The organism is Paenibacillus terreus (assembly GCF_042138595.1).
In the GTDB taxonomy this organism is placed as follows: domain Bacteria; phylum Bacillota; class Bacilli; order Paenibacillales; family Paenibacillaceae; genus Paenibacillus; species Paenibacillus terreus.
In genome coordinates, this window is record NZ_JBHIRX010000003.1 from 261667 (window position 1) to 284067 (window position 22401).

General features: G+C 49.7%; 24 protein-coding genes. 11 read left to right on the forward strand and 13 right to left on the reverse strand.

Features of this window, described 5'->3' with window-relative positions; all coding sequences use genetic code 11:
- Nucleotides 1-198: 198 nt before the first annotated feature.
- The 5 genes from ACE5KN_RS08125 (at nt 199) to ACE5KN_RS08145 (ending at nt 4949) form a co-directional block, all read left to right on the forward strand.
- Nucleotides 199-2136, forward strand: a complete 1938-nt coding sequence (locus ACE5KN_RS08125; protein WP_375525842.1) for an anaerobic ribonucleoside triphosphate reductase — start codon at nt 199-201, stop codon at nt 2134-2136.
- A complete protein-coding gene (nrdG, locus tag ACE5KN_RS08130) occupies nt 2133-2642 on the forward strand; it encodes an anaerobic ribonucleoside-triphosphate reductase activating protein (protein ID WP_375525799.1) in 510 nt (169 codons plus the stop codon). Before ACE5KN_RS08125 ends, nrdG begins: the two co-directional genes overlap by 4 nt.
- Nucleotides 2643-2762: 120 nt before the next feature.
- Nucleotides 2763-3173 carry a DUF948 domain-containing protein gene (locus ACE5KN_RS08135; protein ID WP_375525798.1) on the forward strand — a complete coding sequence of 137 codons (411 nt, stop codon included), beginning with the start codon at nt 2763-2765 and terminating at the stop codon, nt 3171-3173.
- 201 nt (nt 3174-3374) lie between these two features.
- Complete coding sequence (locus ACE5KN_RS08140; protein WP_375525797.1) at nt 3375-3968, forward strand: Crp/Fnr family transcriptional regulator; 594 nt, start codon at nt 3375-3377, stop codon at nt 3966-3968.
- A gap of 39 nt (nt 3969-4007) precedes the next feature.
- Nucleotides 4008-4949: an aldo/keto reductase gene (locus ACE5KN_RS08145; RefSeq protein WP_375525796.1), complete on the forward strand. Its 942-nt coding sequence runs from the start codon at nt 4008-4010 to the stop codon at nt 4947-4949.
- A 140-nt stretch (nt 4950-5089) separates the two neighbouring features.
- On the opposite strand, the gene lipP1 is transcribed toward ACE5KN_RS08145, so the two are convergent.
- Nucleotides 5090-6013 (reverse strand): LipP1 family hormone-sensitive lipase, encoded by a 924-nt coding sequence (lipP1, locus tag ACE5KN_RS08150; protein WP_375525795.1) that lies wholly within the window; start codon nt 6011-6013, stop codon nt 5090-5092.
- 150 nt (nt 6014-6163) lie between these two features.
- Here lipP1 and ACE5KN_RS08155 point away from each other — a divergent pair, with 150 nt between their 5' ends.
- Entirely contained in the window at nt 6164-6478 is a 315-nt protein-coding gene (locus ACE5KN_RS08155) for a winged helix-turn-helix transcriptional regulator (protein ID WP_375525794.1), read from the forward strand.
- A 652-nt stretch (nt 6479-7130) separates the two neighbouring features.
- Here the strand turns inward: ACE5KN_RS08155 and ACE5KN_RS08160 are convergent.
- Both ACE5KN_RS08160 and ACE5KN_RS08165 read right to left on the reverse strand, forming a co-directional pair.
- Entirely contained in the window at nt 7131-7991 is an 861-nt protein-coding gene (locus tag ACE5KN_RS08160) for an Rpn family recombination-promoting nuclease/putative transposase (RefSeq protein ID WP_375525793.1), read from the reverse strand.
- 390 nt (nt 7992-8381) lie between these two features.
- A complete protein-coding gene (locus ACE5KN_RS08165) occupies nt 8382-8627 on the reverse strand; it encodes a helix-turn-helix domain-containing protein (protein ID WP_375525792.1) in 246 nt (81 codons plus the stop codon).
- Nucleotides 8628-8822: 195 nt separating this feature from the next.
- Here ACE5KN_RS08165 and ACE5KN_RS08170 point away from each other — a divergent pair, with 195 nt between their 5' ends.
- Entirely contained in the window at nt 8823-9119 is a 297-nt protein-coding gene (locus tag ACE5KN_RS08170) for a DUF6809 family protein (protein ID WP_375525791.1), read from the forward strand.
- A gap of 548 nt (nt 9120-9667) precedes the next feature.
- Complete coding sequence (locus tag ACE5KN_RS08175; protein WP_375525790.1) at nt 9668-11209, forward strand: FAD-dependent oxidoreductase; 1542 nt, start codon at nt 9668-9670, stop codon at nt 11207-11209.
- 63 nt (nt 11210-11272) lie between these two features.
- Here the strand turns inward: ACE5KN_RS08175 and ACE5KN_RS08180 are convergent, their stop codons facing one another.
- A complete protein-coding gene (locus ACE5KN_RS08180) occupies nt 11273-11596 on the reverse strand; it encodes a YrhK family protein (RefSeq protein WP_375525789.1) in 324 nt (107 codons plus the stop codon).
- Between the two features lie 189 nt (nt 11597-11785).
- On the opposite strand from ACE5KN_RS08180, the gene ACE5KN_RS08185 reads away from it, so the two are divergent.
- Both ACE5KN_RS08185 and ACE5KN_RS08190 read left to right on the forward strand, forming a co-directional pair.
- Nucleotides 11786-12094, forward strand: coding sequence for an antibiotic biosynthesis monooxygenase (locus tag ACE5KN_RS08185; RefSeq protein WP_375525788.1), 309 nt, complete (start codon nt 11786-11788; stop codon nt 12092-12094).
- A 43-nt stretch (nt 12095-12137) separates the two neighbouring features.
- Nucleotides 12138-12857: a 3-ketoacyl-ACP reductase gene (locus ACE5KN_RS08190; RefSeq protein WP_375525787.1), complete on the forward strand. Its 720-nt coding sequence runs from the start codon at nt 12138-12140 to the stop codon at nt 12855-12857.
- 183 nt (nt 12858-13040) lie between these two features.
- Here the strand turns inward: ACE5KN_RS08190 and ACE5KN_RS08195 are convergent, their stop codons facing one another.
- The 5 genes from ACE5KN_RS08195 to ACE5KN_RS08215 all read right to left on the reverse strand — a co-directional run bounded on the left by ACE5KN_RS08195 (nt 13041) and on the right by ACE5KN_RS08215 (nt 17148).
- Nucleotides 13041-13499: a hypothetical protein gene (locus ACE5KN_RS08195; protein ID WP_375525786.1), complete on the reverse strand. Its 459-nt coding sequence runs from the start codon at nt 13497-13499 to the stop codon at nt 13041-13043.
- 115 nt (nt 13500-13614) lie between these two features.
- A complete protein-coding gene (locus tag ACE5KN_RS08200; protein ID WP_375525785.1) occupies nt 13615-14742 on the reverse strand; it encodes a nitric oxide synthase oxygenase in 1128 nt (375 codons plus the stop codon).
- Between the two features lie 163 nt (nt 14743-14905).
- On the reverse strand, nt 14906-15388 hold the full coding sequence (locus ACE5KN_RS08205; RefSeq protein ID WP_375525784.1) for a Dps family protein: 483 nt from the start codon (nt 15386-15388) through the stop codon (nt 14906-14908).
- 312 nt (nt 15389-15700) lie between these two features.
- On the reverse strand, nt 15701-16123 hold the full coding sequence (locus ACE5KN_RS08210; RefSeq protein WP_375525783.1) for an SRPBCC family protein: 423 nt from the start codon (nt 16121-16123) through the stop codon (nt 15701-15703).
- A 104-nt stretch (nt 16124-16227) separates the two neighbouring features.
- Complete coding sequence (locus ACE5KN_RS08215) at nt 16228-17148, reverse strand: alpha/beta hydrolase family protein (RefSeq protein WP_375525782.1); 921 nt, start codon at nt 17146-17148, stop codon at nt 16228-16230.
- Between the two features lie 196 nt (nt 17149-17344).
- Between ACE5KN_RS08215 and ACE5KN_RS08220 the strand changes: the two genes are divergently transcribed.
- On the forward strand, nt 17345-17788 hold the full coding sequence (locus ACE5KN_RS08220; protein ID WP_375525781.1) for a MarR family winged helix-turn-helix transcriptional regulator: 444 nt from the start codon (nt 17345-17347) through the stop codon (nt 17786-17788).
- Nucleotides 17789-17872: 84 nt separating this feature from the next.
- On the opposite strand, the gene ACE5KN_RS08225 is transcribed toward ACE5KN_RS08220, so the two are convergent.
- From ACE5KN_RS08225 to ACE5KN_RS08240, 4 genes are all read right to left on the reverse strand, one after another.
- On the reverse strand, nt 17873-19585 hold the full coding sequence (locus ACE5KN_RS08225) for an adenine deaminase C-terminal domain-containing protein (protein WP_375525780.1): 1713 nt from the start codon (nt 19583-19585) through the stop codon (nt 17873-17875).
- 90 nt (nt 19586-19675) lie between these two features.
- Nucleotides 19676-20737, reverse strand: a complete 1062-nt coding sequence (locus ACE5KN_RS08230) for an ABC transporter ATP-binding protein (RefSeq protein WP_375525779.1) — start codon at nt 20735-20737, stop codon at nt 19676-19678.
- Between the two features lie 15 nt (nt 20738-20752).
- Complete coding sequence (locus tag ACE5KN_RS08235; protein ID WP_375525778.1) at nt 20753-21541, reverse strand: ABC transporter permease; 789 nt, start codon at nt 21539-21541, stop codon at nt 20753-20755.
- A 6-nt stretch (nt 21542-21547) separates the two neighbouring features.
- Complete coding sequence (locus ACE5KN_RS08240) at nt 21548-22369, reverse strand: ABC transporter permease (protein WP_355324882.1); 822 nt, start codon at nt 22367-22369, stop codon at nt 21548-21550.
- Nucleotides 22370-22401: the final 32 nt, after the last annotated feature.

Genomic DNA, 22401 nt, shown 5'->3' on the forward strand with positions numbered 1-22401 from the left:
CTGCATTGTACGTGAAGACAGCGCCAAGTTCAAGGAAAACGCTTTCTACATACGCGTATTTACGACAATTGAAATTCCGCGCTTTCATTTTATGACAAGCTTAATGTGATTAACATCACATAACCAAATACAATATATAGCTAAAATAAGGAAAATGCGATCTATATATTGTGAAATATGGAGGAACAAATAATGAATATGCTGTCAGACCCCAACGTCCATGCCATCGGTGAACGGGTGATCGGAGCGAGTGATCCCGACATTTTGCGTGAAAATGCCAATCTGAACGGTGAGTCCTTCAGCGGCAAAATGAGCAGGCTGGGATCGGAATATGCCAAATGGTATGCCAGGGAATTCATTCTCCCAGGGGAGCTCAAGCAGGCGGTAGATCAGGGGTACGTCTATGTCCACGATTTGGACCAGTATGCGCTGGGCACGACCAACTGTATCTTCATTCCCTTTAACAGGCTGCTGGAAAGAGGATTTAATACCGGAAACGGGTCGGTACGGACACCCCAAACGATCATGTCCGCCATGGCGCTTGTGGCCATCATTTTTCAGGCCCAGCAAAACAGCCAATTTGGCGGCGTGTCCGCCAATAAGATCGACTGGGACCTCGCCCCCTATGTAGCGCGCTCTTTCCGGAGACATTTCAGCAAGGGACAGCGGCTTTTCGCAGAGACAGCCTCGCTTGCCCATGAACAAATACATATGGAAAGTGAAGCGGCCCGGCAAGCATGCCCCCGCTCCTATGCGTTCGCTATGGAAGAGACGGGAACAGAAACGCGCCAGGCGGCGGAGTCTCTCATACACAACCTGAACACGATGAGCAGCCGGGCCGGAGGCCAGATTCCTTTCACCTCGCTCAATTACGGCATGTGCACTTCACCCGAAGGAAGGCTTGTAGCCCGCGCGCTGCTGGAAGCAACGATCAGCGGACTGGGCGCCGGCGAGACACCGGTGTTTCCACAGCATATTTTCCAGTGCAAGCAGGGGATCAACCAAAAGCATGGCGATCCTAACTATGACTTGTTCCTGCTGGCCGTCGAATGCTCCAGCAAACGCCTGTACCCGAACTTCGTCAACGTGGACGCTTCTTTTAATTTGCCGTATTACCGGGAAAACGACCCGGATACGATTATAGCCACCATGGGCTGCCGCACCCGCACCATCGGTGACCGGTTCGGCAGAAACCGTCAGAGCGGGAAAGGAAATCTGTCCTTCAATACAATCAACCTGCCGCGCATCGGTATTGAGCATGGAATTTGCAGAGGAAGCCGGAATCACCCGGATATCAAGGGCTTCTACGCCAAGCTGGAGAAAAGCATGAACATTGCCTTGGAGGGGCTGATCCACCGCTATCGCATTCAGGCCCGTCAGCCTGCGAAGGCCTCCGATTTCATGATGAGAGAGGATGTATGGGAAGGCGGAAGCCAGCTGTCTCCCGAGGAAGAGGTCGGCCGTCTGCTGAAGCATGGGACACTGGCGATCGGATTTATCGGGCTGGCAGAATGCATGAAAGCGATGTACGGCAAGCATCACGGGGAGAGCGATGTCGTGCACAGAGAAGCACAGCGCGTCATTGCCGCCATGCGTACCTTCTGTGACCGGATGAGCGAAACGCATGACCTGAACATCACCCTGTTTGCGACACCTGCCGAGGGGCTGGCAGGCAAATTCACGAAGCTGGACGCCGCGGAATTCGGGCAGATTGAGGGGGTCACGGACCGCGAATATTACACGAACTCTTTTCATATTCCCGTGTATTACAAAGTGGCGGCCGCACGCAAGATTGATCTTGAGGCGCCTTTCCATGCTTATTGCAACGCAGGAGCCATCTCCTATGTTGAACTGGACGGCAATGCCCGCAGCAACCCGGAGGCGTTCCGGTCCATCGTGCAGTATGCCTTGTCCCAGAATATCGGGTATTTCTCCATCAATCACCCGATTGACCGCTGCCCGGATTGCGGTTATGAGGGCATCATTGGCAGCGAGTGCCCGCAATGCGGCACGGATGAGCGGGACACCCACTTTCAGCGGCTGCGCCGCGTCACCGGTTACCTGACCGGAGATTATACCGTCCGCTTTAATGCGGCCAAGCAGGCGGAAGTTCGGGACCGGGTGAAGCATCGTTGAATTGGTGCGGTTATATTCCCGAATCGCTGAATGAAGGAAGCGGCCTGCGTACCGTCGTATTCATCAGCGGCTGCCGCCATGCCTGCCCCGGCTGCTTTAACCCCGCTTCCTGGAGCTTCCGTGCGGGAGAGGCCTTCACTCTGGGACTGCAGCAGTCCGTGATCCGCGAAGCAGCGGCCAATCCGCTGTTGGACGGGCTTACGCTGTGCGGCGGCGATCCCTTCTTCTCGGCGGCGGAATGCATCCCGTTCGTACAGGCTTACAAAGCCGCCTGCCCCGCCCATACGGTCTGGGCGTATACGGGCTTTACGTTTGAGACACTGATCCGGGACCCGTCCATGCTTGAGCTTTCCAGGCTGTGCGATGTCATTGTGGACGGCCCCTTTATCGTAGAAGAGAGGGATGTCTCCCTTCCCTTCCGGGGAAGCCGTAACCAACGGCTTGTCGATGTTCGCAAAAGCCTGGCTGCCAGCCGGGTGATCGATTGGCAGCCCGCGTTACTGTAACTTTGAACTGCAGCTTGGTCTGCTTCTTGGCCTGCATCCTCCTGCAGTGAATACCATGCAAAGAGTAGGCATAAAGTCAATGAACTTGTACATACCATGGTAGCAGAAGGAGGATGATGTATGTCGGTTGAATTCAGTGTTTTCCTGATCGCCGTTGCGTTTATCGGGCTTGTCGTCAGCATCATCATATTGCTGCGCAAAGCGATGGCCACCCTGGACGAAGCAAACAAAGCGCTGGCCGAAGCACGCGAAGCCGTCCGGGATCTGGGCAGCGAGGCGGGCAGCGTGCTCGGGCATGCAAACGACATTGCCGCCCAGGTCAAAGACAAAATCCGGGCCATTGATGCCATCGTCAACTCTGCACAGGATGTCGGCCAAATTCTGCACACCGTTACGGACACGGCCAGAAAAGCCGTCGCCGTGTTGAATCACACCCCCCAGGCAGCGCAGCCGGAATATGTGCCAACAAACAAAATTACGATAAGAAAAACGTCTATCGACGCACTTGCAAAGGAGACAGACCGCATTTAGCGGACAGCCTGTTGAGCCCCCCCCTCAACAGGCTGATTTTTTTTGTTCATTTACGTTTCGGCCTAATCGTCGCAGGAATGGTGAATAATAATTATCCTATGTTAATTACAAGGTGCGTGGTAAGAAAATATAATCAAGACAGATGACTGCAGAACGTCTGAAGTGACCAAATAAAAATTATGGGAGTAAAGGAGGAAACAGATGACGGATGAATTCGTTCAAATCCAAAATTCAATTGAGCTGCTTATGCAGGACAAAATGCCACAAGAAGTTGTTAACAGGGCAATGAATAAGTTTACAAAAAAGACAATTGCTAAAGGAGATATATTAGTTCATCAGGGAGCTGTACAGAAAGAGATATATTTTGTTACCTCCGGTTTATTAAGAAGCTATTATATTGACATGAATGGGAATGATGTCACAAGATTTTTTTCAAAAGAGGGGTCCGTACTTTGTTATGAAATATTGTTTGATCATAAACCTTCAAACCGTTCTGTTGAGGCTTTGGAGGAATGTGTCATTATGGCGATACCATGCAACGATTTAAAAAAATTAATAGAGGATCATCTATACTGCATGAAAGCTTATACAACATTATTGGAACGTAAGTTGGAATATAAGATTCAAAGAGAAAGCAGCTTTTTATTAAAGAGTGCAACGGAGAGATATTTGGATTTTAAAAAGAGGTATCCAACATTAGAAAAGCGTATCAATCAAGCCTACATTGCCTCTTATATTGGAATTACCCCCGTATCGTTAAGCAGGATCAGAAGAACGATTGAAGAGGAAAATTAAAATTTGGAAAGCGAGGAATCCATAATGAAATATGTAACCATGAAAAACAGCCAAATACCAGCTATTGCATTGGGAATATGGTCATGGGGTACAGGTGTTAACGGTGGAGATCGGGTTTTTGGAAATAACTATAATGCAGAGGACTTAAGACCTGTTTATCAAAAAGCCATCAAACATGGTTTTACCTTATGGGATACTGCAGCTGTATATGGTTATGGCGCATCGGAAACCATTTTAGGTCAATTTATTAAGGAAGAACAAGATATATTGATTTCTACAAAGTTCACACCCTTCGATGGCCAGGAACAGAATATGAGGAAGTCCTTAAATGAAAGCATGGAAAGGCTTGGAAAGCAAGAAATTGACCTGTATTGGATCCACAATCCCCGAAATGTTGAAAAATGGACACAAGAAATTATACCCTTGGCAAAGGAAAACAAGATTAAGCACATCGGGGTATCGAATCATAACCTGGATGAATTAAAATTGGTTGTCAGCATTCTGGAAAAAGAGGGTCTGGAACTTTCGGCCGTTCAAAATCACTATAGCTTATTATACAGGGAATCAGAAGAAGCAGGCATTATCGATTGGTGTAACCAAAATCAGATCGTTTTCTTCTCCTATATGGTCCTGGAACAAGGCGCACTAACAGGCAAATATAATGCCAATCATCCGTTTAAAAGCAATACAAGAAGAGGAGAAGCCTTTAATATAGATACCCTCAAAAAGCTCCAGGATTTAATCGAGGTCATGGGCGAGATTGGAGATAAGTATAAAGTTGGCCAGGCACCCATAGCAATGGCTTGGGCCATTGCAAAGGGAACTGTACCTATTATAGGAGTTACCAAAGAAGCACAGATTGACGATGCATTAGCTGCTATTCATCTTGAACTGGAAGTTAAGGATATTCATGCTTTAGAAGAAGCCGCAATGGAGACAGGCATATCCATTAGGGGGGCATGGGAGAAAAGTATGCTTTAATCTCCAAAATCATATACTTTAGTAAAGTAGGAGAAGCCAAGCTTGAATGAGGTTCTCCTTTTTTTTCAGCAGGGCTTCATCTGTCGCAAAACAAAGGTTGGGCACCTGTAGGATGTTTGTCCACTCTGCTGCGAAAAAGGCTATTTTAGAGCTTTCCGCAGTGCGCTTACCGCATGCTGTACTGCTTCTCTCGCTTTATCATATACCCCTGTTTGCAAAATAAAGCCATGGACCATTCCCTCATAACGTTTCATTTCAACAGAAACACCGGCAGCTCTTAGTTTCTCGGCGTAGGCTTCGCCCTCGTCGCGCAGGGGATCATACTCAGCGGTGAGAACGATCGCTGGAGGCAATCCTGTAAGGTCAGCCGCCAAAAGTGGTGAAGCATAAGGATGCAATCCATCCTGATCTTTCGCCAAATAGTTGTTCCAGAACCACTGCATCGTTTCCGAGGTCAGACCGAACCCTTCAGCATTGTCTTTATAGGAAATGGTATCGAACGAGTAATGAGTAACCGGGTTAACCAATAGTTGAAACTTAATGAAGGTGTCGCCTTTATCACGAGCCATCAAAGCTACAGCAGCAGCAAGATTCCCGCCTGCGCTGTCTCCGCCTACCGAAATTCGATGAGGATCAGCGCCGATAGAACTGGCATTTTGGGCGACCCATGCTACCGCAGCATAAGCATCCTCGACAGCAGCGGGAAATTTATGTTCTGGAGCTAAACGGTAATCCACGGAGACCACAACACTGTTTACACCGTTGGCTAATTGTCGGCACAGCACGTCTGCTGCATCAAGATTTCCAACAACCCATCCTCCTCCGTGATAATACACGATGACGGGTAATAAAGTATCACTTTGAGGCTTGTAGACTCGTACCGGAATGGATTCGGCCGTACCCGGAATATTTAAATTTTCTACTTTCCAGACTTTGTCCGGCTGAGCAGCTCCAGAGCTGAGATTGATCTTTCGAGCATTGTCCACAGATAATGTATGCAGTGGGGGAATGCCCTGCTTTCTTATATTCTCCAGAACAACTTGAACTTGTGGATCAAGCGGCATTCTATGTTCCTCCCTCGTATTTTTCATAGATTAGAATCATCTTGTTCGGAATGTAGTATACTAAATAAAAAATAAAACGCGTAAGTACGCACTTTTTCGTAACGTAGTACCCAATTGGTAACGTAGAAGACCAAGATAGGATGTGATGGTATGAGTGGTTGTCCCGTAGAGGCAACAGTGTCGGTGGTGGGAGGTAAATGGAAGGCAGTTATCCTTTGGCGTCTCGCTAATGGTACAAAGCGGTTCAATGAACTGCAGCGTTCGATTTCACAAATTACCCGTAAAATGTTAACGGAACAACTACGGGAACTGGAACGGGATAACTTAATTATAAGAGATGTCTATCCGGAAGTTCCTCCGAAAGTGGAATACTCCCTGAGCGATTATGGCAGGACATTCATTCCTGTTATGCAAGCGATGGCGCAGTGGGGGTTGGTTCATCTTGAAAAAACTAAAGAAAGGTAGTTCGTTTTTTTCTATGTATTAGAAATTTTCAATCGCCAGAGCATCAATGTCCGAGCTTAAAGGGCTTTTTTGTGTATATGTCCTTTAAGCTTTCGCGACAGCAGTGATTTATCGGAACCGGAGAGTTTCATCCTGTGGAGAAGGGGCTGTCCTTCCCTGAATGTTGCATAGTTCATTCTATGAGGCCAAGCCAGGAATCATACGGAAGAAAAATCCGAAAGCAAAAAAATCCCCCGTTAAGATGAGGAATTTATGTCGCCTTCCATTCGTCCCATTTGTGTTTCCATGTTGTCCATCCTGGACTCTAAGCTGCCCATCCTGGATTCTAGACCGTCCATTCTGGACTCTAAGCCACCTATTCGCTCAATCATTTGAGACATTTGATACTGCATCCCGCTCATTTGCGTCTGCATTTGACTGAGTATTTCAAGTACCTTTTCGCCCAAGCATATCATCTCGCTTCATTATAACACCCCATACATAGACGGTAAAAATATATTTATATCAGCCGCTAATCCTTAAATCCGCTGAAATAGCTGCCATTTCGCTTGGATAATTACTACCTGAAAAGCCAGGCACACAAGAGCTTCTTCTTTCCGTGTCGTAACCCGGCTTTTCCTTCAGTTCAAAACGAGTAACGATAGATCCAGGACTACGGGTTGGTTTGGAGCGATTGAACCTCGGCTTCGGTGAGCCCGCTTACTTTGGAGATGACGGAGACCTCCATGCCCATGGCGAGCATATTCCTGGCGATTTCCTCTGCTTTCTTTTTTTCTCCTTCAGCCTTGCCCTCAACCCTACCTTTCCTAGTAGCCCATTCGATCATAGAAGCTTCGTCATGCAAATATTTCTGCCGTTCCTCATAACGCCTGCGTGCTTCCCGATCCTGGCTGAGAAATTCCAGCGTATCCATGGCCTTTTTCAACGTGGGTTCATTCATTTGGAGTACCTCCCATTTTGATTTGTCGGCTCCCTTCAGGAACAGAAGCCAATTGACCAGTCCGCCTTCTACGGGGACGGACCGATCATTTAGCTTGGATAATTCGAGAAAATGAACTTCAATATCGTCACTGAGTTCGATTCCTGTATGGTCTTCCCTTAGATGAAACACATTATGATAACGGTCGTTCTTGATGAACGAGTAGTCTAGAATATTGATGGTCACACATTTCTTAAGCTCCGTGTATGCCTGTCCTTCCTGCAACTGGCTGGAGTAACGTTTGCTCCAGTAAAAGAGCGTGCGTTTCTCGATGTCGTACTTGTTGAACAACTGCATTTCCACATTAATTAATTTACCCTCATCTGTTTTGGCCCAAATGTCAAAAATGGATTGTTTATCGAGCGGAGCATCTTTATCGGTGTATGGATTGAGCAAAACGATTTCTGTCAATGGCGGCTCACCGGATTCTGCAAATGTTCGATTCAAGAAAGCAAGCAGCACATCTTTATTCTCCTCACTGCCAAAAATCCGTTTGAACACGAAGTCCACTCGTGGATCAAGCAAGTCCGGCATCTGACCATCAGCTCCAATTCTTGATTAAGTTATCCATGCAACCTGATATCGTTAAAGCGGTATCCGGAATCCGCTCTTTGGTGATATCATGGGGATATTATAACATATGCGATGGCGTTGCAACACTCAAAAACGACGTTATTACGTTACTTTTTTGCGAGAGAAGATCAGAATATTTCCAAGCCTCTATTCGATAAATCCTCCTGCACTTCTGAGCCAACATCGGAAAACAACGCAATCGATCAGGGACAACTTTCATTCAAGGCTCTCTCTGATGGTGTTTAACACCGTGTGTTCGGGGTTACAATCATTTATTTATGGATGAATTGAATAGAAGAGGAGTACCTGGAGGCGGACTCCGATATACCTCTTATCAGGGAAGCAGCATGCCTAAGCTTGTGCAATATCCTGTTCCGGTTCCTCAGCATCCACCAAATCGATGATCTCACGAATATCCTGAATATTCAGGGCTGCTGCTATTTTTTCAATATGGCTGAAGCTAATGCTCTCTCTTTTGCCGTTCGCTAATTCACTTAATGAGGCTTTTCTTACATTTGAAATTCTGGACAATTCCCTTAATGAAATACCATTGGCTTTGGTTAGTTCCTTTATTTTTACAACCACTTTCTTTCCCATACGAATCTCCTCACTTTTCTGAATAACTGCTTGACGTCCCGCATATACGGGACATATAATGATTTCATGAACGGTACTAATACTAGTACCAACGCTTCTGTAATTCGCCATTCCGATCCTCAAAGTATGAATGTACATAAGTGGCAAGAAATCTCTGTACTTTTCTTAAGAAAATACATAGAAAGGTGGAGCGACGTGCAAAGTGTATTGGAATCACTCTATTACGGCGATCTTGTTCCCCATGAGCAAAGCATCTCCCACAGCCCAGAGCATAAATTGCTGAACGAACAAATCACCGCGTCCCTGAATAGCTGGAAAAAGAAGCTTTCCGAAGATGACTTCAACGAGCTTGAAGCTTTAACCGATCTATATCATCAAATTCAGGGAATCGATATATCATCCTCGTTTACGAACGGATTTAAGCTTGGCGCAGCCATGATGATTGAAGTGGTCTCCGGAATGAGCTCACCTGTTCAACAGCAAGACACCTGATCGTATTTCTATTCATGAAGTCCTGCATCCTCGACCATGCAAAGGGATTTTCACCCTTTATTGTTCGGAACCCGCGCCACAGGACGACTGGGGCAACAGGAGTGCCGGGCCCTGCAGGCCTGGGCTGTGGCGGTGAATCATCTCCTGACTATTAATGATATAGCAATGCCGGTACAGGCGCTAGTATACCGTTTGGAAACATTAGCGTGTCCATAGCGCCTTCATTACGCCGACAGCTGCTTAGAGTGAGTGCGGTTCTGGCGGTGCAAACGAGTCCATCAAACACTCGCCTGTACTTTGAAAAGAAGTCATCAATTTCTACACCTTGGGTGTTCTCTAACGCCCCCGTATACATGCCTTCGATTCTTGCATAGTTTGTGGTTCCGTTATTGGTAACGGCCCTGCGTCCCTTGCCGTCCTTAACGGGCTTTTTGTGCGTAGACCCTTCCAAATTTTCGCGTCAACTGCTTTTTATACGAACTCGGGAGTTTCGACCTGTTAAGAAGTGGTAATCATTAAGAAAGAACCTTTACAGGAGGAACGATTTAATGAACGAAAACAAACAAACTTCCACAGAGCTCCCCCCATATTCCGATTCCATCTGGCACGCTACTACTCCGTTACCGGAGTTTTCTCCCCTTGCTGAAGATGTCAGCGTGGACGTGGCAGTTGTCGGCGCCGGGATCTCCGGGTTGACCACCGCGTTTCTGCTGGCCAAGGAAGGCCTGCGGGTAACCGTGCTTGAAGCCCGAAAAATCCTGGACGGGACAACCGGAAATACCACTGCCAAAATCACAGCACAGCATGAACTGATTTACGACAAGCTGATCAGCACCTTCGGCGAAGAACAGGCCCGGCTTTACTATGAGGCCAATGAAGGAGCGCTCCGCTTCATCCGGGAGCTGGTGCGGGATCACGGCATCGACTGCCAGCTCACAGAAGAAGCGGCATATGTATACGGTCAATCCGAGAGCTCACTGCAGACGCTGAAAAAGGAATTTGAGGCCTACGAAAAGCTGCGCATTCCTGGAGAATGGGTGGAGCGGATACCGCTGCCCATCACCACTTGCGGAGCAATCCGCCTGAAAGGGCAGGCGCAGTTCCATCCCCTGTCATACCTCAAATTCATACTTAATGAGCTTGTTCGTATGGGGGTGACCATCTACGAGCATACAACCGTGGCGGAAGTAGAGGAAGGCACCCCTATCCGGCTCAGCACTCATGACAAGCACACCATCACTTGCGACCATCTTGTGGTGGCTACTCATTTTCCGTTCTATGATCCGGGAATGTATTTTGCCCGCCTTCATCCCAGCCGCTCCTATGCCATTGCGATCAAGCCCGAAACGACGTATGAGGGCGGTATGTTCATTTCCATGGACGAACCCAAGCGCTCCTTCCGTTCGGTGATGCACAATGATGAACAATTGGTGATTGTTGGCGGAGGAGGCCACAAAACAGGACAAGGCGGCTATACGCTATCCTATTATGAACAGCTGGAGCAATATGCCGGGGGGCTGCTCGGCATCCGCAACATCTTCTTCCGCTGGTCGGCACAGGACCTGATCACGCTGGACAATGTCCCTTATATTGGGCAGATTACAGAGGACAAGGAGAACATCTGGGTCGCAACCGGCTTTGCCAAGTGGGGCATGACTTCGGGAACACTGGCCGGACAGATGATATCGTCGCAAATTCTGGGCAGAGAAACTCCATATAAGGATGTGTTCACACCGTCCAGATTCAAGGGAACCACAAGCTTTACGACATTGGTATCCGAAAATGCCAATGTAGCCAAAGAGCTGATCACCGGCAAAATGAGCCTCGGGAACAAAAATATCGAAGAACTGCAGAATGACGAAGGCGCTGTTGTGAGTCATAACGGAAAACGGGCTGGCGCCTATAAAGATCAGGACGGACAGCTGCATGTAGTAGACACCACCTGCACCCATATGGGCTGTGAATTGGAATGGAATGCCGGAGAGCGCTCCTGGGACTGTCCTTGTCACGGTTCCCGTTTTAACTTTGACGGCAAAGTGATTGAAGGACCTGCCATGAAGGATTTAACTCCCTTGAACGCGGAACAATGAGCAATTCAGCCTGCCTGATATCACACAAACAGCAGAGGATGACATCCCCTGCTGTTTCTTTGTTTAGCGATTGGAGGAGGATGAATGCAGCCTGATATGCCTTTTTAAATAAAAATGATACGAGAGGCTGATCAAGGAACGCAGCAGCATTTGAATACTGCCGAGAATGAAGAGGACACTGGCTGGCTTTCTCAAGTCCGAGTAGAACATGAACAGGCTCCCTGCCAGAAAAAGCAGCGAACTGAGCGCAGAGCTAAGCAAATGAAGGATTTCATACCGGTTCTTCACAACCAGGTGGCGGCGCTCACGCCGGCTGTATGTTTGCGATGCAGAGTGACGGTGATCTGTCTGAAAAGGCCTTTTGGATAACAGTTTGCTGTTTTTCATGGATCAACATTCCTTTTCTAACCTTCTCGGCCCATAGTTTTCTCTCCTGTCCATTACCCGGATGTTTGTTCGCAAAACAGCCCTTCCCCCGCCGCCGTTTGTTTTCGCCTGGCAGGAATCTTATAATAGACTTGTCATGTGAATTACCGCTCAAGCGGACCTTACTCTTACTTGGGGAGGAGAATCACGATGTTCGTTGTGACCAATACGATCAAAGTCAAGGAAGGGGCCGGCAAAGAGCTGGCCAAGCGTTTTGCCGAGGGGCAGGGCGTACAGGAAATGCCGGGCTTTGTGCGTCTCGAAGTGTGGCATGGCGTCAATAAGGAGCAGGAAGAGCTGAAGGTATGCACCATGTGGGAGAATGAGCAGTCTTTCCGCAATTGGACGTCGAGCGATGCGTTCCGGGCGGCTCATCATGGACGGGGCAAAAACGAAGCCATTCTGGGCGCTTCCCTGGACACCTATGAGCTAATGGTACAGGTATCCGCAGAAGAATAATCCTTTTTATACCAAAACCCTTGTAATCAGGAGGCATATTTTCATGGAACTTAAGAACAAAACCGCCGTCATTACCGGTGCGGGCAAGGGCATCGGCAGAGCAATCGCTGAAGTTCTGGCCAAAGAAGGCGTCAATCTTGGTCTCATCGCGCGTACGGCTGCCGATTTGGAGCAGCTCCAGGCAACATTGGGAGATACATACGGTGTAAAAGTAGCCAGCGCGGTGGCGGACGTATCCGACCGCACGCAGGCAGAAGCGGCTGTAGCTTCGCTTGAGATGGAGCTTGGGGCTATCGATATTCTGATCAATAATGCGGGAATCGGCACCTTCGGCACCGTACTGGATATGGATCCGGAGGAATGGGAGCGCATCGTGCGCGTCAACCTGATGGGCACATACTACGTGACACGTGCCGCTCTTCCAAGCATGGTGGCGCAAAGCAGCGGCACCATTATCAACATTTCCTCAACGGCAGGGGAGCGGGGAGCAGCCACCACCTCCGCTTACAGCGCATCGAAGTTTGCCGTTCTTGGCTTTACGGAATCGCTGATGCAGGAGGTCCGCAAATCCAACATCCGTGTCACGGCACTGACACCAAGCACTGTAAATACAGAGCTGGCCTCCAGCGCCGGGCTCAAAATCGGGGATGAAGACCGCATGATGCAGCCGGAGGATGTGGCCGAGCTGGTATTGGCGACTCTGAAGCTTCCACAGCGTGTCTTTATCAAATCGGCAGGCATTTGGACAACCAATCCTCAATAAAGACTCTTTTGCAAACCAAAAAGGAGCGATTCCCGGCCAATGGACCGGAATCGCTCCTTTTCTATGTTTTAAGGACATATAAGTTTTCTGCGGAACAGTGACAGCTCTAGCCGCAAAAATTGCCGCTAAATGTGGTCTGTCTTCTGCAGAAAGTATGTCGATAGATTTTTTTCTTATATGCACTTAGGCCGTAACTGCCTGATCTCGTGCCATCTCGCGGTAAGCTAGCAGCGACTCGTCAATGATGATGGACATAAACCTGGAGTCTGCCTCAGGCAGCAGGTTCAATGCATAGTTCCACGCATTTTCTTCAATCCGCAGCGCGGTCAGCCGCTTTACTGACGGATCATCCGCCTCCTCCAAAGCCTCCGACAGCGCCCGCAGCTCAGGATCAGCCGCATGGCCAATTTCATGAGCGAGCACGACGGCAAAATAATCTTCAGCCTGCTCCAAACTTCCGAACATCTGCATACACTGCGCTTGAATAACATCGGTATACATGGTGATGGTGTGGGTATTCATACTGTACTTGCCCCCTACCATACGCCCGCCGGGAAATTTCTTCTCCAGCCGGACGCTCACGCCGATACCCGCCCGCCGCAGCAGTTCTTCAATGCAGTGCTCCAATTGTTTTGTCTTCAATTCTGCTCGTGCTCCCCCATAAATCGATCTATATCATCTGTTCTATTAATACGTGATGATAACATAATATGCTGCAGCAGCGTATATACAAAACAGTTTTATTTAGAAAAAAATCTTAATGGAACGGACAGCCGCCGGTGCCCGGTCGGGACGCATACTTCTTCTCCTGGGCAAAAAAGTTCGGCTTTACCACCCTGTTTTCATAAGAGCTGTGGAAAATATGGGTAGCGGCAGGTGAAAGGGGCGGAATCAGCCAGGTCCAGTCCCCTGTCAGCTCCCTACCGGCTTTCCGTTCTCGTTCCTCGAACAGTTTGAATTGAGCCGCCGCCGTATGATGATCAACGATGCTCACCCCGTCGCGCCGGAACGAGTGCAGAACAGCCGCATTAAGCTCAATAAGCGCACGGTCTTTCCAGAGCGTCGTTTCGCTGGAGCAGTCAAGCCCCATCAGTTCCGCTACAGCAGGCAGCTTGTTATAACGGAACGTATCCGCAAAATTGCGCGCGCCAATCTCCGTACCCATATACCAGCCGTTGAACGGTGCCGCCGTATAGCGGATGCCGCCGATGCTCAGCATCATGTCGGCAATGATGGGCACCGCGTACCAGCGCAGGCCCAGCGCAGCAAAACCCTCGATATCCGGATGATCAATGTCGATCTGCTTCACAATCTCCTCCGGAATCGAAAACAGCATAGGGGGTTGTCCTTCTGACTCGATCACCAGTGGGAGAACGTCATAATCGCTCCCCCGCGACGCCCAGCCAAGGCGCCGGCACAGCTTTGTCAACTGCAAAGAAATAGGATCACCAACAATCCCATGCTCCGTCTCATACCCTGCATAACGGATCAGCTGGTGGTTCCATATTCTGATGTCCGGTTTGTCCGGCTGCGAGGGTCTGTATACCGTCAAGGTAGGAATGATCTTCCCGCCGTTCGTGGCCATCTCGATATGCCTGAACAGCGACTCCGCAATATTGGCGGCTCCGGTAATGTGGCGTTCATCCCTGACGCGCAGCTTGTCCCAGAACAACCGGCCTATGCAGCGGTTGCTGTTCCGCCAGGCCATGCGTGCTCCGTGCTCCAGCTCGGCAAAGGTATGCTCGTATGTTCCTGTGAGTTCAATTTCTCTTTTTACATCAAGAAACCGGGCCCCCGCTTCCTCGCGGCTCAGACCCAGCTCCTGATAACATTTATATATAAAATGCTCCGCTTCCTGCAGAAGCACCGTATTTTCCGTTTGCAATATTCAGCTCCCCTGTTCCATGCCGTGGGGCCGCACAGGCCCCTCCTGCTTAATAACCTTCATTATACGCCCCGGAACAGGGAGAGCCAATGGAATGAGGCTTTTGTTCACGTGATCTACACATCCGTGACAATGCCATCCATCCCTGTTAGACGAAATACTGTTATTTGCCCAGAAAAGCGTTCAGCATCCAGATATGCTTGTCCACCGCTTCCCGCATACCGTTCAGTATATCTGCCGTCGAAGCATCGCCGGCCGCTTCCGCAGCCTCCATGCCCTGGGCCAAATCGGAGGTCACCAGCTTTAGGTCGCTGACTGCTGTCTCTACCATCTCCTCAGCACTTGGCTGTCCCTCAGCCTCACGCACAATGGACAATTTCATATGCTCTGCCATTGTGGCTGCCGGACGGCCGCCGATTGCAAGCAGACGCTCCGCTAGCGTATCCATATGTTCGGCTGCTTCATTATACAACTCTTCAAACTTCGCATGCAGTGTAAAGAAGTGCGGGCCTTTGACATACCAGTGAAAATGGTGCAGCTTCGTATAAAGGACAGACCATGTGGCCACCTGACGGTTTAACGCCTCGTAAAGATTGGCTGCAGCTTCATTGGCAGTATTCGTATTTGCATTTTTTAATGTGGTCATATTATTTACCCCTCCCGGAAAAATTTGTTCGCTTGCTTTTGCTTATGTTCTTATTTTGCTCGAAACCTGTGCAGCATTCTTCAAATTTCAACATTTAGAATTTAGACTTAATCTAAATCCTGTTTTAATTATAGCATGGTGCCTTTCAATTGAACAGTCATGATGGGGAACATTTGCATGAAGATTGGATGAACACTCCCAGGGAACGGCAGGGAGCATTCGCAGATAGAAAAACGCCACCCTTCAGAAGACTCTAAAAACTCTGATGGGTGGCATATAAAATTCATTATCTTCCATTTGATTTGCCGTTTTTCAGCTCTCGCAATATTTTTTGAAATTATCCAAAAACGCCTGCCAGCCTGCTTGCTGCATTTCAATGGGGTTTTCGCTTTCTGCCTCGAAAACCTCAGTTACCCTCGTATCGCTCCCTTGACTGCTGAAGGTAATGGCTACTTTTCTTCCATCTCCAAGTGTATACGCAATAAATTCATGGACTCTCACTTCATCATACACTCCGCCAAAATCAAAGCCAAAGCTTCCGTCCTTCGCTTCCATTCGTGTAAGGAAGGCCCCGCCAGCTCTTAAATCATTCTCAGCCTTGGGCGCATGCCAGTCTTCTGCAGCAAAAGACCACTTTGTAATATGCTGCGGCTCGGTCCAATAAGACCATACTTTGTCCATCGGTGCATGAACTGTAGTTTCTACCGTAATGGTTGCCTTATGATCTGCTGTCATGGTCCATTATCAACTCCTCGGTTGAATTAATGTGTGGCACGAAGATGATAGCACATATGTTCTTGTTTTGGAAGAGGAATTATAACGATACGTCCGGCAGCCCCTTACTTGGACTCGATGCGACCCAGCGGGTTGGCGCTCTCTTCCAGAGCCGCGCGAGCTGCCGGCCAGCTGGAATCATCGAGGTTGAGCGCGCTGCGAAGGTAAGCCCATGTAAGCCGCTGGATGAGGGCGACCCTTTCGGGGCTTTCGTCCGTGGTCTCCTTAACGTCGTAACCGGAGATTCCGCCAAGCATGTGCTCAGCCCCGAAGAGGGTGAGCAGATCCTTGCTGCCCGGACTCAGGAAGTACGGGTCGGTGAACCAGTCCGGTCCCCGAGTGGACAATTGGGACTGGTCATGGTCCCCAGCAACCACGAGGGTCGGCGTAGTCATCTCCGCGAAGCTCGGGTTCATAAATGGGAAGTGCTCAGCTGCGAACGGAGACAGATCCGCTCCGCCCTTGCCAGTGGTGGCAAGCAGTACACCCGCCTTGATCCGCGAGTCGGACATGTCCTCTCCCGGTGTGCCATCGGCATTGAGGACTCGCGCGCCGAGCAGCGTGCTCGCCGTCTGACCGCCCCAGGAATGTCCGGCTACGGCGATGCGGCTTCGATCGAGACGCCCGCTGAGACCGGGAACAGAAGCTTCAATGAGATCAAGTTGGTCGAGGATGCGTTTCAAGTCCTCGACTCGAATACGCCAAATCAACGGTGTACGCGGATCTTCAGGAGGAAGGTTCAGCGTCCTCGAGTCGAGATGCGTGGGTTGAATAACCACGAAGCCGTGGGCTGCCCAGAAATCGACCAACGGGGCGTAGCCATCCATCGACCAGCCAAAACCGTGCGAGAAAACAATAATAGGCAATTCGTTCCCAGTCACGGGGGCAGATACACGTACTTGCAGATCCTCACCACGGCCGGGGGCCGACAGCACAATCGGTTTCACTGAAATGACTTGAGTGGGTGCACTAACTTTGATATTCATAATAAATGTTCCTTTCTTTTATAGAGATTGGCCAAACCGTTTCTGTGAGGAAGCGGTAAAGCAGGTTTCTAAGATAATCCGGCAAGCATTTGCTTTTTTTATGAGGCCGAATACATGCTTGCACTAAGTTGATACATCAACCTAAATACACTGTAACATATTGAAGTTGATGCGTCAACCATGTTATGATGTTGCTATGAATAAAAACGAATTGAACGCAGAAGAAATGCGAATATGGCATACGTGGAAAGGCTCTTTTCAGAGCATCTTCGGTCGCGTAATCAAAGAGATGTCCGAGCACACAGGACTATCAGAGGGTGATTATGGGGTATTGGATCGATTGGACCTTTTGGGGGACGGCAGCCTTCGCCAGCAGGAATTGGCCGACTCGATGGGCTGGGATAAGAGCCGATTGTCACACCATCTGACACGGATGGAAAAACGCAAACTTGTGATGAGGAAACCATTAGACACGGATCGTGGTGTTCAAGTCATCATCACCTCTACTGGAAAACTGGCATTGGATGAGGCCCGCCCCATCGTCTCCCAGGCTATTCGCAAACATTTCCTTGATCGATTAACCGATCAAGACATTGAGTTGATTATGAAGCTGGGGGAAAGAACCAAAGCAGGTCAATAGACGTAAAAGAACAAAAGCAGCTTATCCTCAGGTGAGGATAAAGCTGCTTTTCCCGTTTTATCGGATCCATTTTTCCGGTTCATGTCATTTTTCAACCAGCAGCGGCACAACCCGGCCCCCATTCACATCAATCAGACCATGATCCGTAATTTTGAAGGCAGGGCTCACAGGCAGAGAGTGCGTGCTCAGCGACATTATAGGGTTGTAATGGCGATAACCCAGGGACAGCATGGCCGAACGAAGCTCTTTAACCTTGACAGCCACGATGTCCAGGGGATCTTCCGTCAGAATGCCACCGACAGGCAGGGGCAGATGCGCCAAAATCTTGCCGTCATGCACAACGCAGAAGCCGCCCTGCCCTGCAATAACCGTGTTGGCCGCCAGCGCCATGTCCTGTGGATTATGTCCTACAACCAGCAGGTTATGATTATCGTGCGAATACGTTGTAGCTACTGCGCCGCGTTTGATGGTGTCGCCGCCGATCAAGCCGTACGCACGGTTGCCGTTTTTGCCATACCGTTCAAATGTAGCAATCAGACCGTATTCCCCTTCTTCCCACTGCAGCAGCCCGTCACGCAGCATAGCTGGGGCAATATGTTCCTCCGTGAACGTGGAGCCATCCTTGACGATCATCACGCGGCAATCATGTACCCCGTCTTTTTCGTCAATACGGACTATAAAGTCCGTTTCGTCCAGCAGCGGGAGCTGTACACTGTGGTAAAAATGCTCCGGAAAATGACCGGACGTCAGCTTGCTTGTATGTTCCTCGTACCGGTCAAACACCTTGACCCCGTTCTTGTACACCTGATCCGGTTCAAAGCTCTGCAAATCGGACAGCAGCACGAAGTCGGCAATTTTGCCCGGAGAGATGGTCCCGCGGTCATTCATGCGCATCCGCGCAGCAGGTGTAAAGGTCGCCGCATAGATGGCATGCTCAGGCTTCATGCCCATCTCCACCGCCTTGCGCACGATATGATTGAGATGTCCCCGCTCCACAAAGGAATCCGGCATCACATCATCAGTCACAAAACAGAAATGCTGGGCGACATCTTCACGAATCAAATATTCCATAACCTCGGGGGTCATCGATTTTTCCTGAATTTCAATAAACATGCCTGCGGCGATCCGGGCCGTCATGCCTTCGATGCTCTGATGGGTGTGATCGGAGCCGATGCCGGCATAAATCAGGCGATGCAGATCCAGGTCAAGCAGCTTTGGTGTATGACCTTCAATGATCAGATCCGGGTAATGCTCGCGGACATGATTCAGAATCCGGTTCGTTTTGCTGTCCGGATCACGGATCACGTCCACATAGTTCATAATTTCACCAAGACAGATCATCTCTCCGGTCTGGAGGAGCTGATCTATCTCCGGAATATCGATCTCCCCGCCGGACGTTTCCATCGGTGTCGCCGGTACGGAGCTGGGAATGGCATAAAACATATCCGCCACACATTCCCGGCTCGCCTCCATCATCTCTTGAATCCCTTCAAGGCCGAACACATTGGCCATTTCATGGGGCTCGGGCACGATGGTCGTCACACCGTTGCGGATCAATCCGTCCGAGAAGGCGGCCGGTGTGACCATCGAGCTCTCAATATGAAGATGAATGTCTATCAGGCCGGGAATCATATATCTGCCGTCACCCTCGACAATTTCATCGGCATGAAACGTATCCAGTCCGCGGCTGCCAATGTACATAAATTGTCCGTTCAGCACCGCCACGTTCCCTGTTTCAAACCGTTTGTAAAAGCTATTATAGACTTGCACTTGTAAAATCAGCTTATCTGCACGCATAAGGTATCTCCTTCTCAGTTCGCCGTTCTTGCTGCTGCGTACCTTCGGCTGAAACCGGAGGCGCAAACGCCGGACCGTCACAATCGCTCATTAATCAACGAGCACCATTTTGTCTTGAGGAAAATGCAGAATGACCCGTTGACCAGCCGGGTAAGGCACAGCCGTTTCCTGATTGGCGGTGAAGAGACCCTGCTCGGTCTCAACAACGTATTGATAGCTTCTTCCGAGATAGGTGCTCACTTTAATGATACCTGGAATTTCATTGGGCAATGTCTCTCCCGTGTTCTCCCGGATGATGATATCGTCGGGACGGATCGCGCCTGTCCGCGCGCCCGGCTGGGCAGTTCCCGGATTGCGGGACAGCAGGAAAGGCCTCCCCCCTGAAGTCAGGGTAAGATGTTCTTCATCCTCCACCATTCTCTCGTCGAATTGAAGGAAGTTGTTGAAGCCTATAAACCGGGCCACATACTCCGTTGACGGATACTTGAAAATGGCAGAAGGAGCATCGAGCTGTTCAATCGTTCCCTTGTTCATAATGGCCACCTGATCAGAAATCGAAAAACACTCCTCCTGGTCATGGGACACGTAAACTGTTGTAATGCCCAGCTCCTGCTGAATGCGGCGGATTTCCACACGCATGTTCACCCGCAGATTGGCGTCCAGATTGCTGAGCGGCTCGTCAAACAGCAGCAAATCCGGCTCAATGACAAGCGCCCGCGCAATGGCGACCCGCTGCCGCTGCCCTCCCGACAATTCTCCGGGGAAGCGCTTCTCAAACCCGCCAAGGCTGACGGTGTCCAGCATGCTCATGACCCGCCGCTTGACATCATCCTCCTTCACCTTGCGCAGCCGCAGCCCGAACGCCACATTGTCATAAACGGACAGATGCGGAAACAGGGCATAGCTTTGAAACACGAAGCCAAAGTTGCGTTTGTTGACCGGAACACGGGTATAGTCCTTTCCACCGAACAGGAACTTGCCCTCCTTTGCTTCAAGAAAGCCGGCAATCAGGCGGAGTGTCGTCGTTTTGCCGCAGCCGCTTGGGCCGAGCAGCGACAGCAGCTGTCCCTTTTCAAGCTGCAGGTCAAAATCCTTCAATATATACGTATTGTTGTAGGCCACGGATACGCGGTCCAATGTCAGCAGTGCCATAACCTGAAGCCCCCATTATCTTTTAGTGAAATAAGACAAGCCCATGAGCCGCTCAAGCAAGAACATCAGCACCCCGGTCAAAATCATCAGCAGCACCGAGATGGCGGCAATCGTCGGATCAAAATAGTTCTCCACATAGGTCAGCATCTGGATCGGAAGCGTGCTGAAGCCAGGACCTGTCATAAATACCGAGATGTCGACGTTATTGAAAGATTCCAGAAAGGCAATCAAAACCGCAGCAATAATGCCTGAACGGATATTCGGCAGCACCACCTGAAAGAAGGTCTGCAATCTGCCTGCGCCAAGACTCAGCGCCGCTTCTTCGACAGCGAAATCAAAGTTCGATAAACTCGATGCAATGACACGGATTACAAACGGCAGCATAATAACGGTGTGCCCGATCAGCAGCCCCGCCATGACGGGGAGATGGTAAACAACGATCAGATACCGCAGCAATGTAAAGCCGAGCACAATACCGGGAATCAGCACCGGGGACAGAAATACCGCGTTCAGCAGACCTTTACCCCGGAAAGAAAAACGGCTTAGCGCATAAGCAGCCGGCACACCGAGCAGCAAAGCCAAAATATTGCCTGCCAGAGAGATGATCATGGAAGTCCAGAATGAGGACATGAACATGTCAACCTCGAAAATATTCCGGTACCAGCGCAGCGAAAGGTTTTCCGGCGGAAATTTCAGCACGGTCCCGGGTTCAAATGAAGTGGCGGAAATGATCAGAAGCGGGCCCAGCAAAAAGATGAAGACCAGCAGACTGAACAAGCCCAGCCCGAAATGTTTCTCCCGCATATCCACCTACCCCTTCGGATTGAGTTTGACCGCTGTTTTGTTCAACAGACCAACGACAATAAATGTAATGACGATCATAATTGTTGCGATAACCGATGCAAGGAACCAGTCGTTCAGCGTCATGGCGTTCTGGTACAGGAAGGTTGCAATGACCCGCTGCTTGCCTCCAAGCAGCGCAGGCGTCGTATACGCAGTCAGGCTTCCTACGAACACCAGCACACAGCCGATAATCAGCCCTGGTACCGCAAGCGGAAATACGATTCTGCGGAAGGCGCCAAAGCGCGATGCCCCCAGACTCTGGGCGGCCTTGACCAGATCATTGTCAATGTTCTCCAGCACGCCGACCAGCGATATGATCATCAGCGGCAGGAAAAGATGCACGAGACCGATAATCATGGCGACAGGTGTATACAGAATTTCAAGTGGCTTGTCCACGATTCCAAGTCCCGTAAGGGTCTCGTTCACCAGGCCCTTGCGCCCGAGGATGACCATCCAGCTGAAGGAACGCACCACCGGGCTCGTCAGCAGCGGAAAGATGGCCAGCGCAAGCAAAATGCCTTTCTTCCGCGGCGCCTTTTGCGAAATATAATAGGCTGTCGGGAAACCGAGCAGCACACATAGCAGCGTAGTTACAACGCTAACCTGCAGTGTTGTCAGAAGTATTTTCAGGAAATAAGGGTCTTTAAAAAAATGCAGATAGCCTTCCAGCGTGAAGGAGCCTTCCTGAACAAAGGTCGATCCAATCGTCAGCACGATTGGAATGACCATAAACACCGTCAGGAAGAGCAGACCCGGCAGCAGCAGCCAATACAGGTATGTTCTCTTCATGTGCAACTCCTTGCAGCGGGTCAATTCTCTTA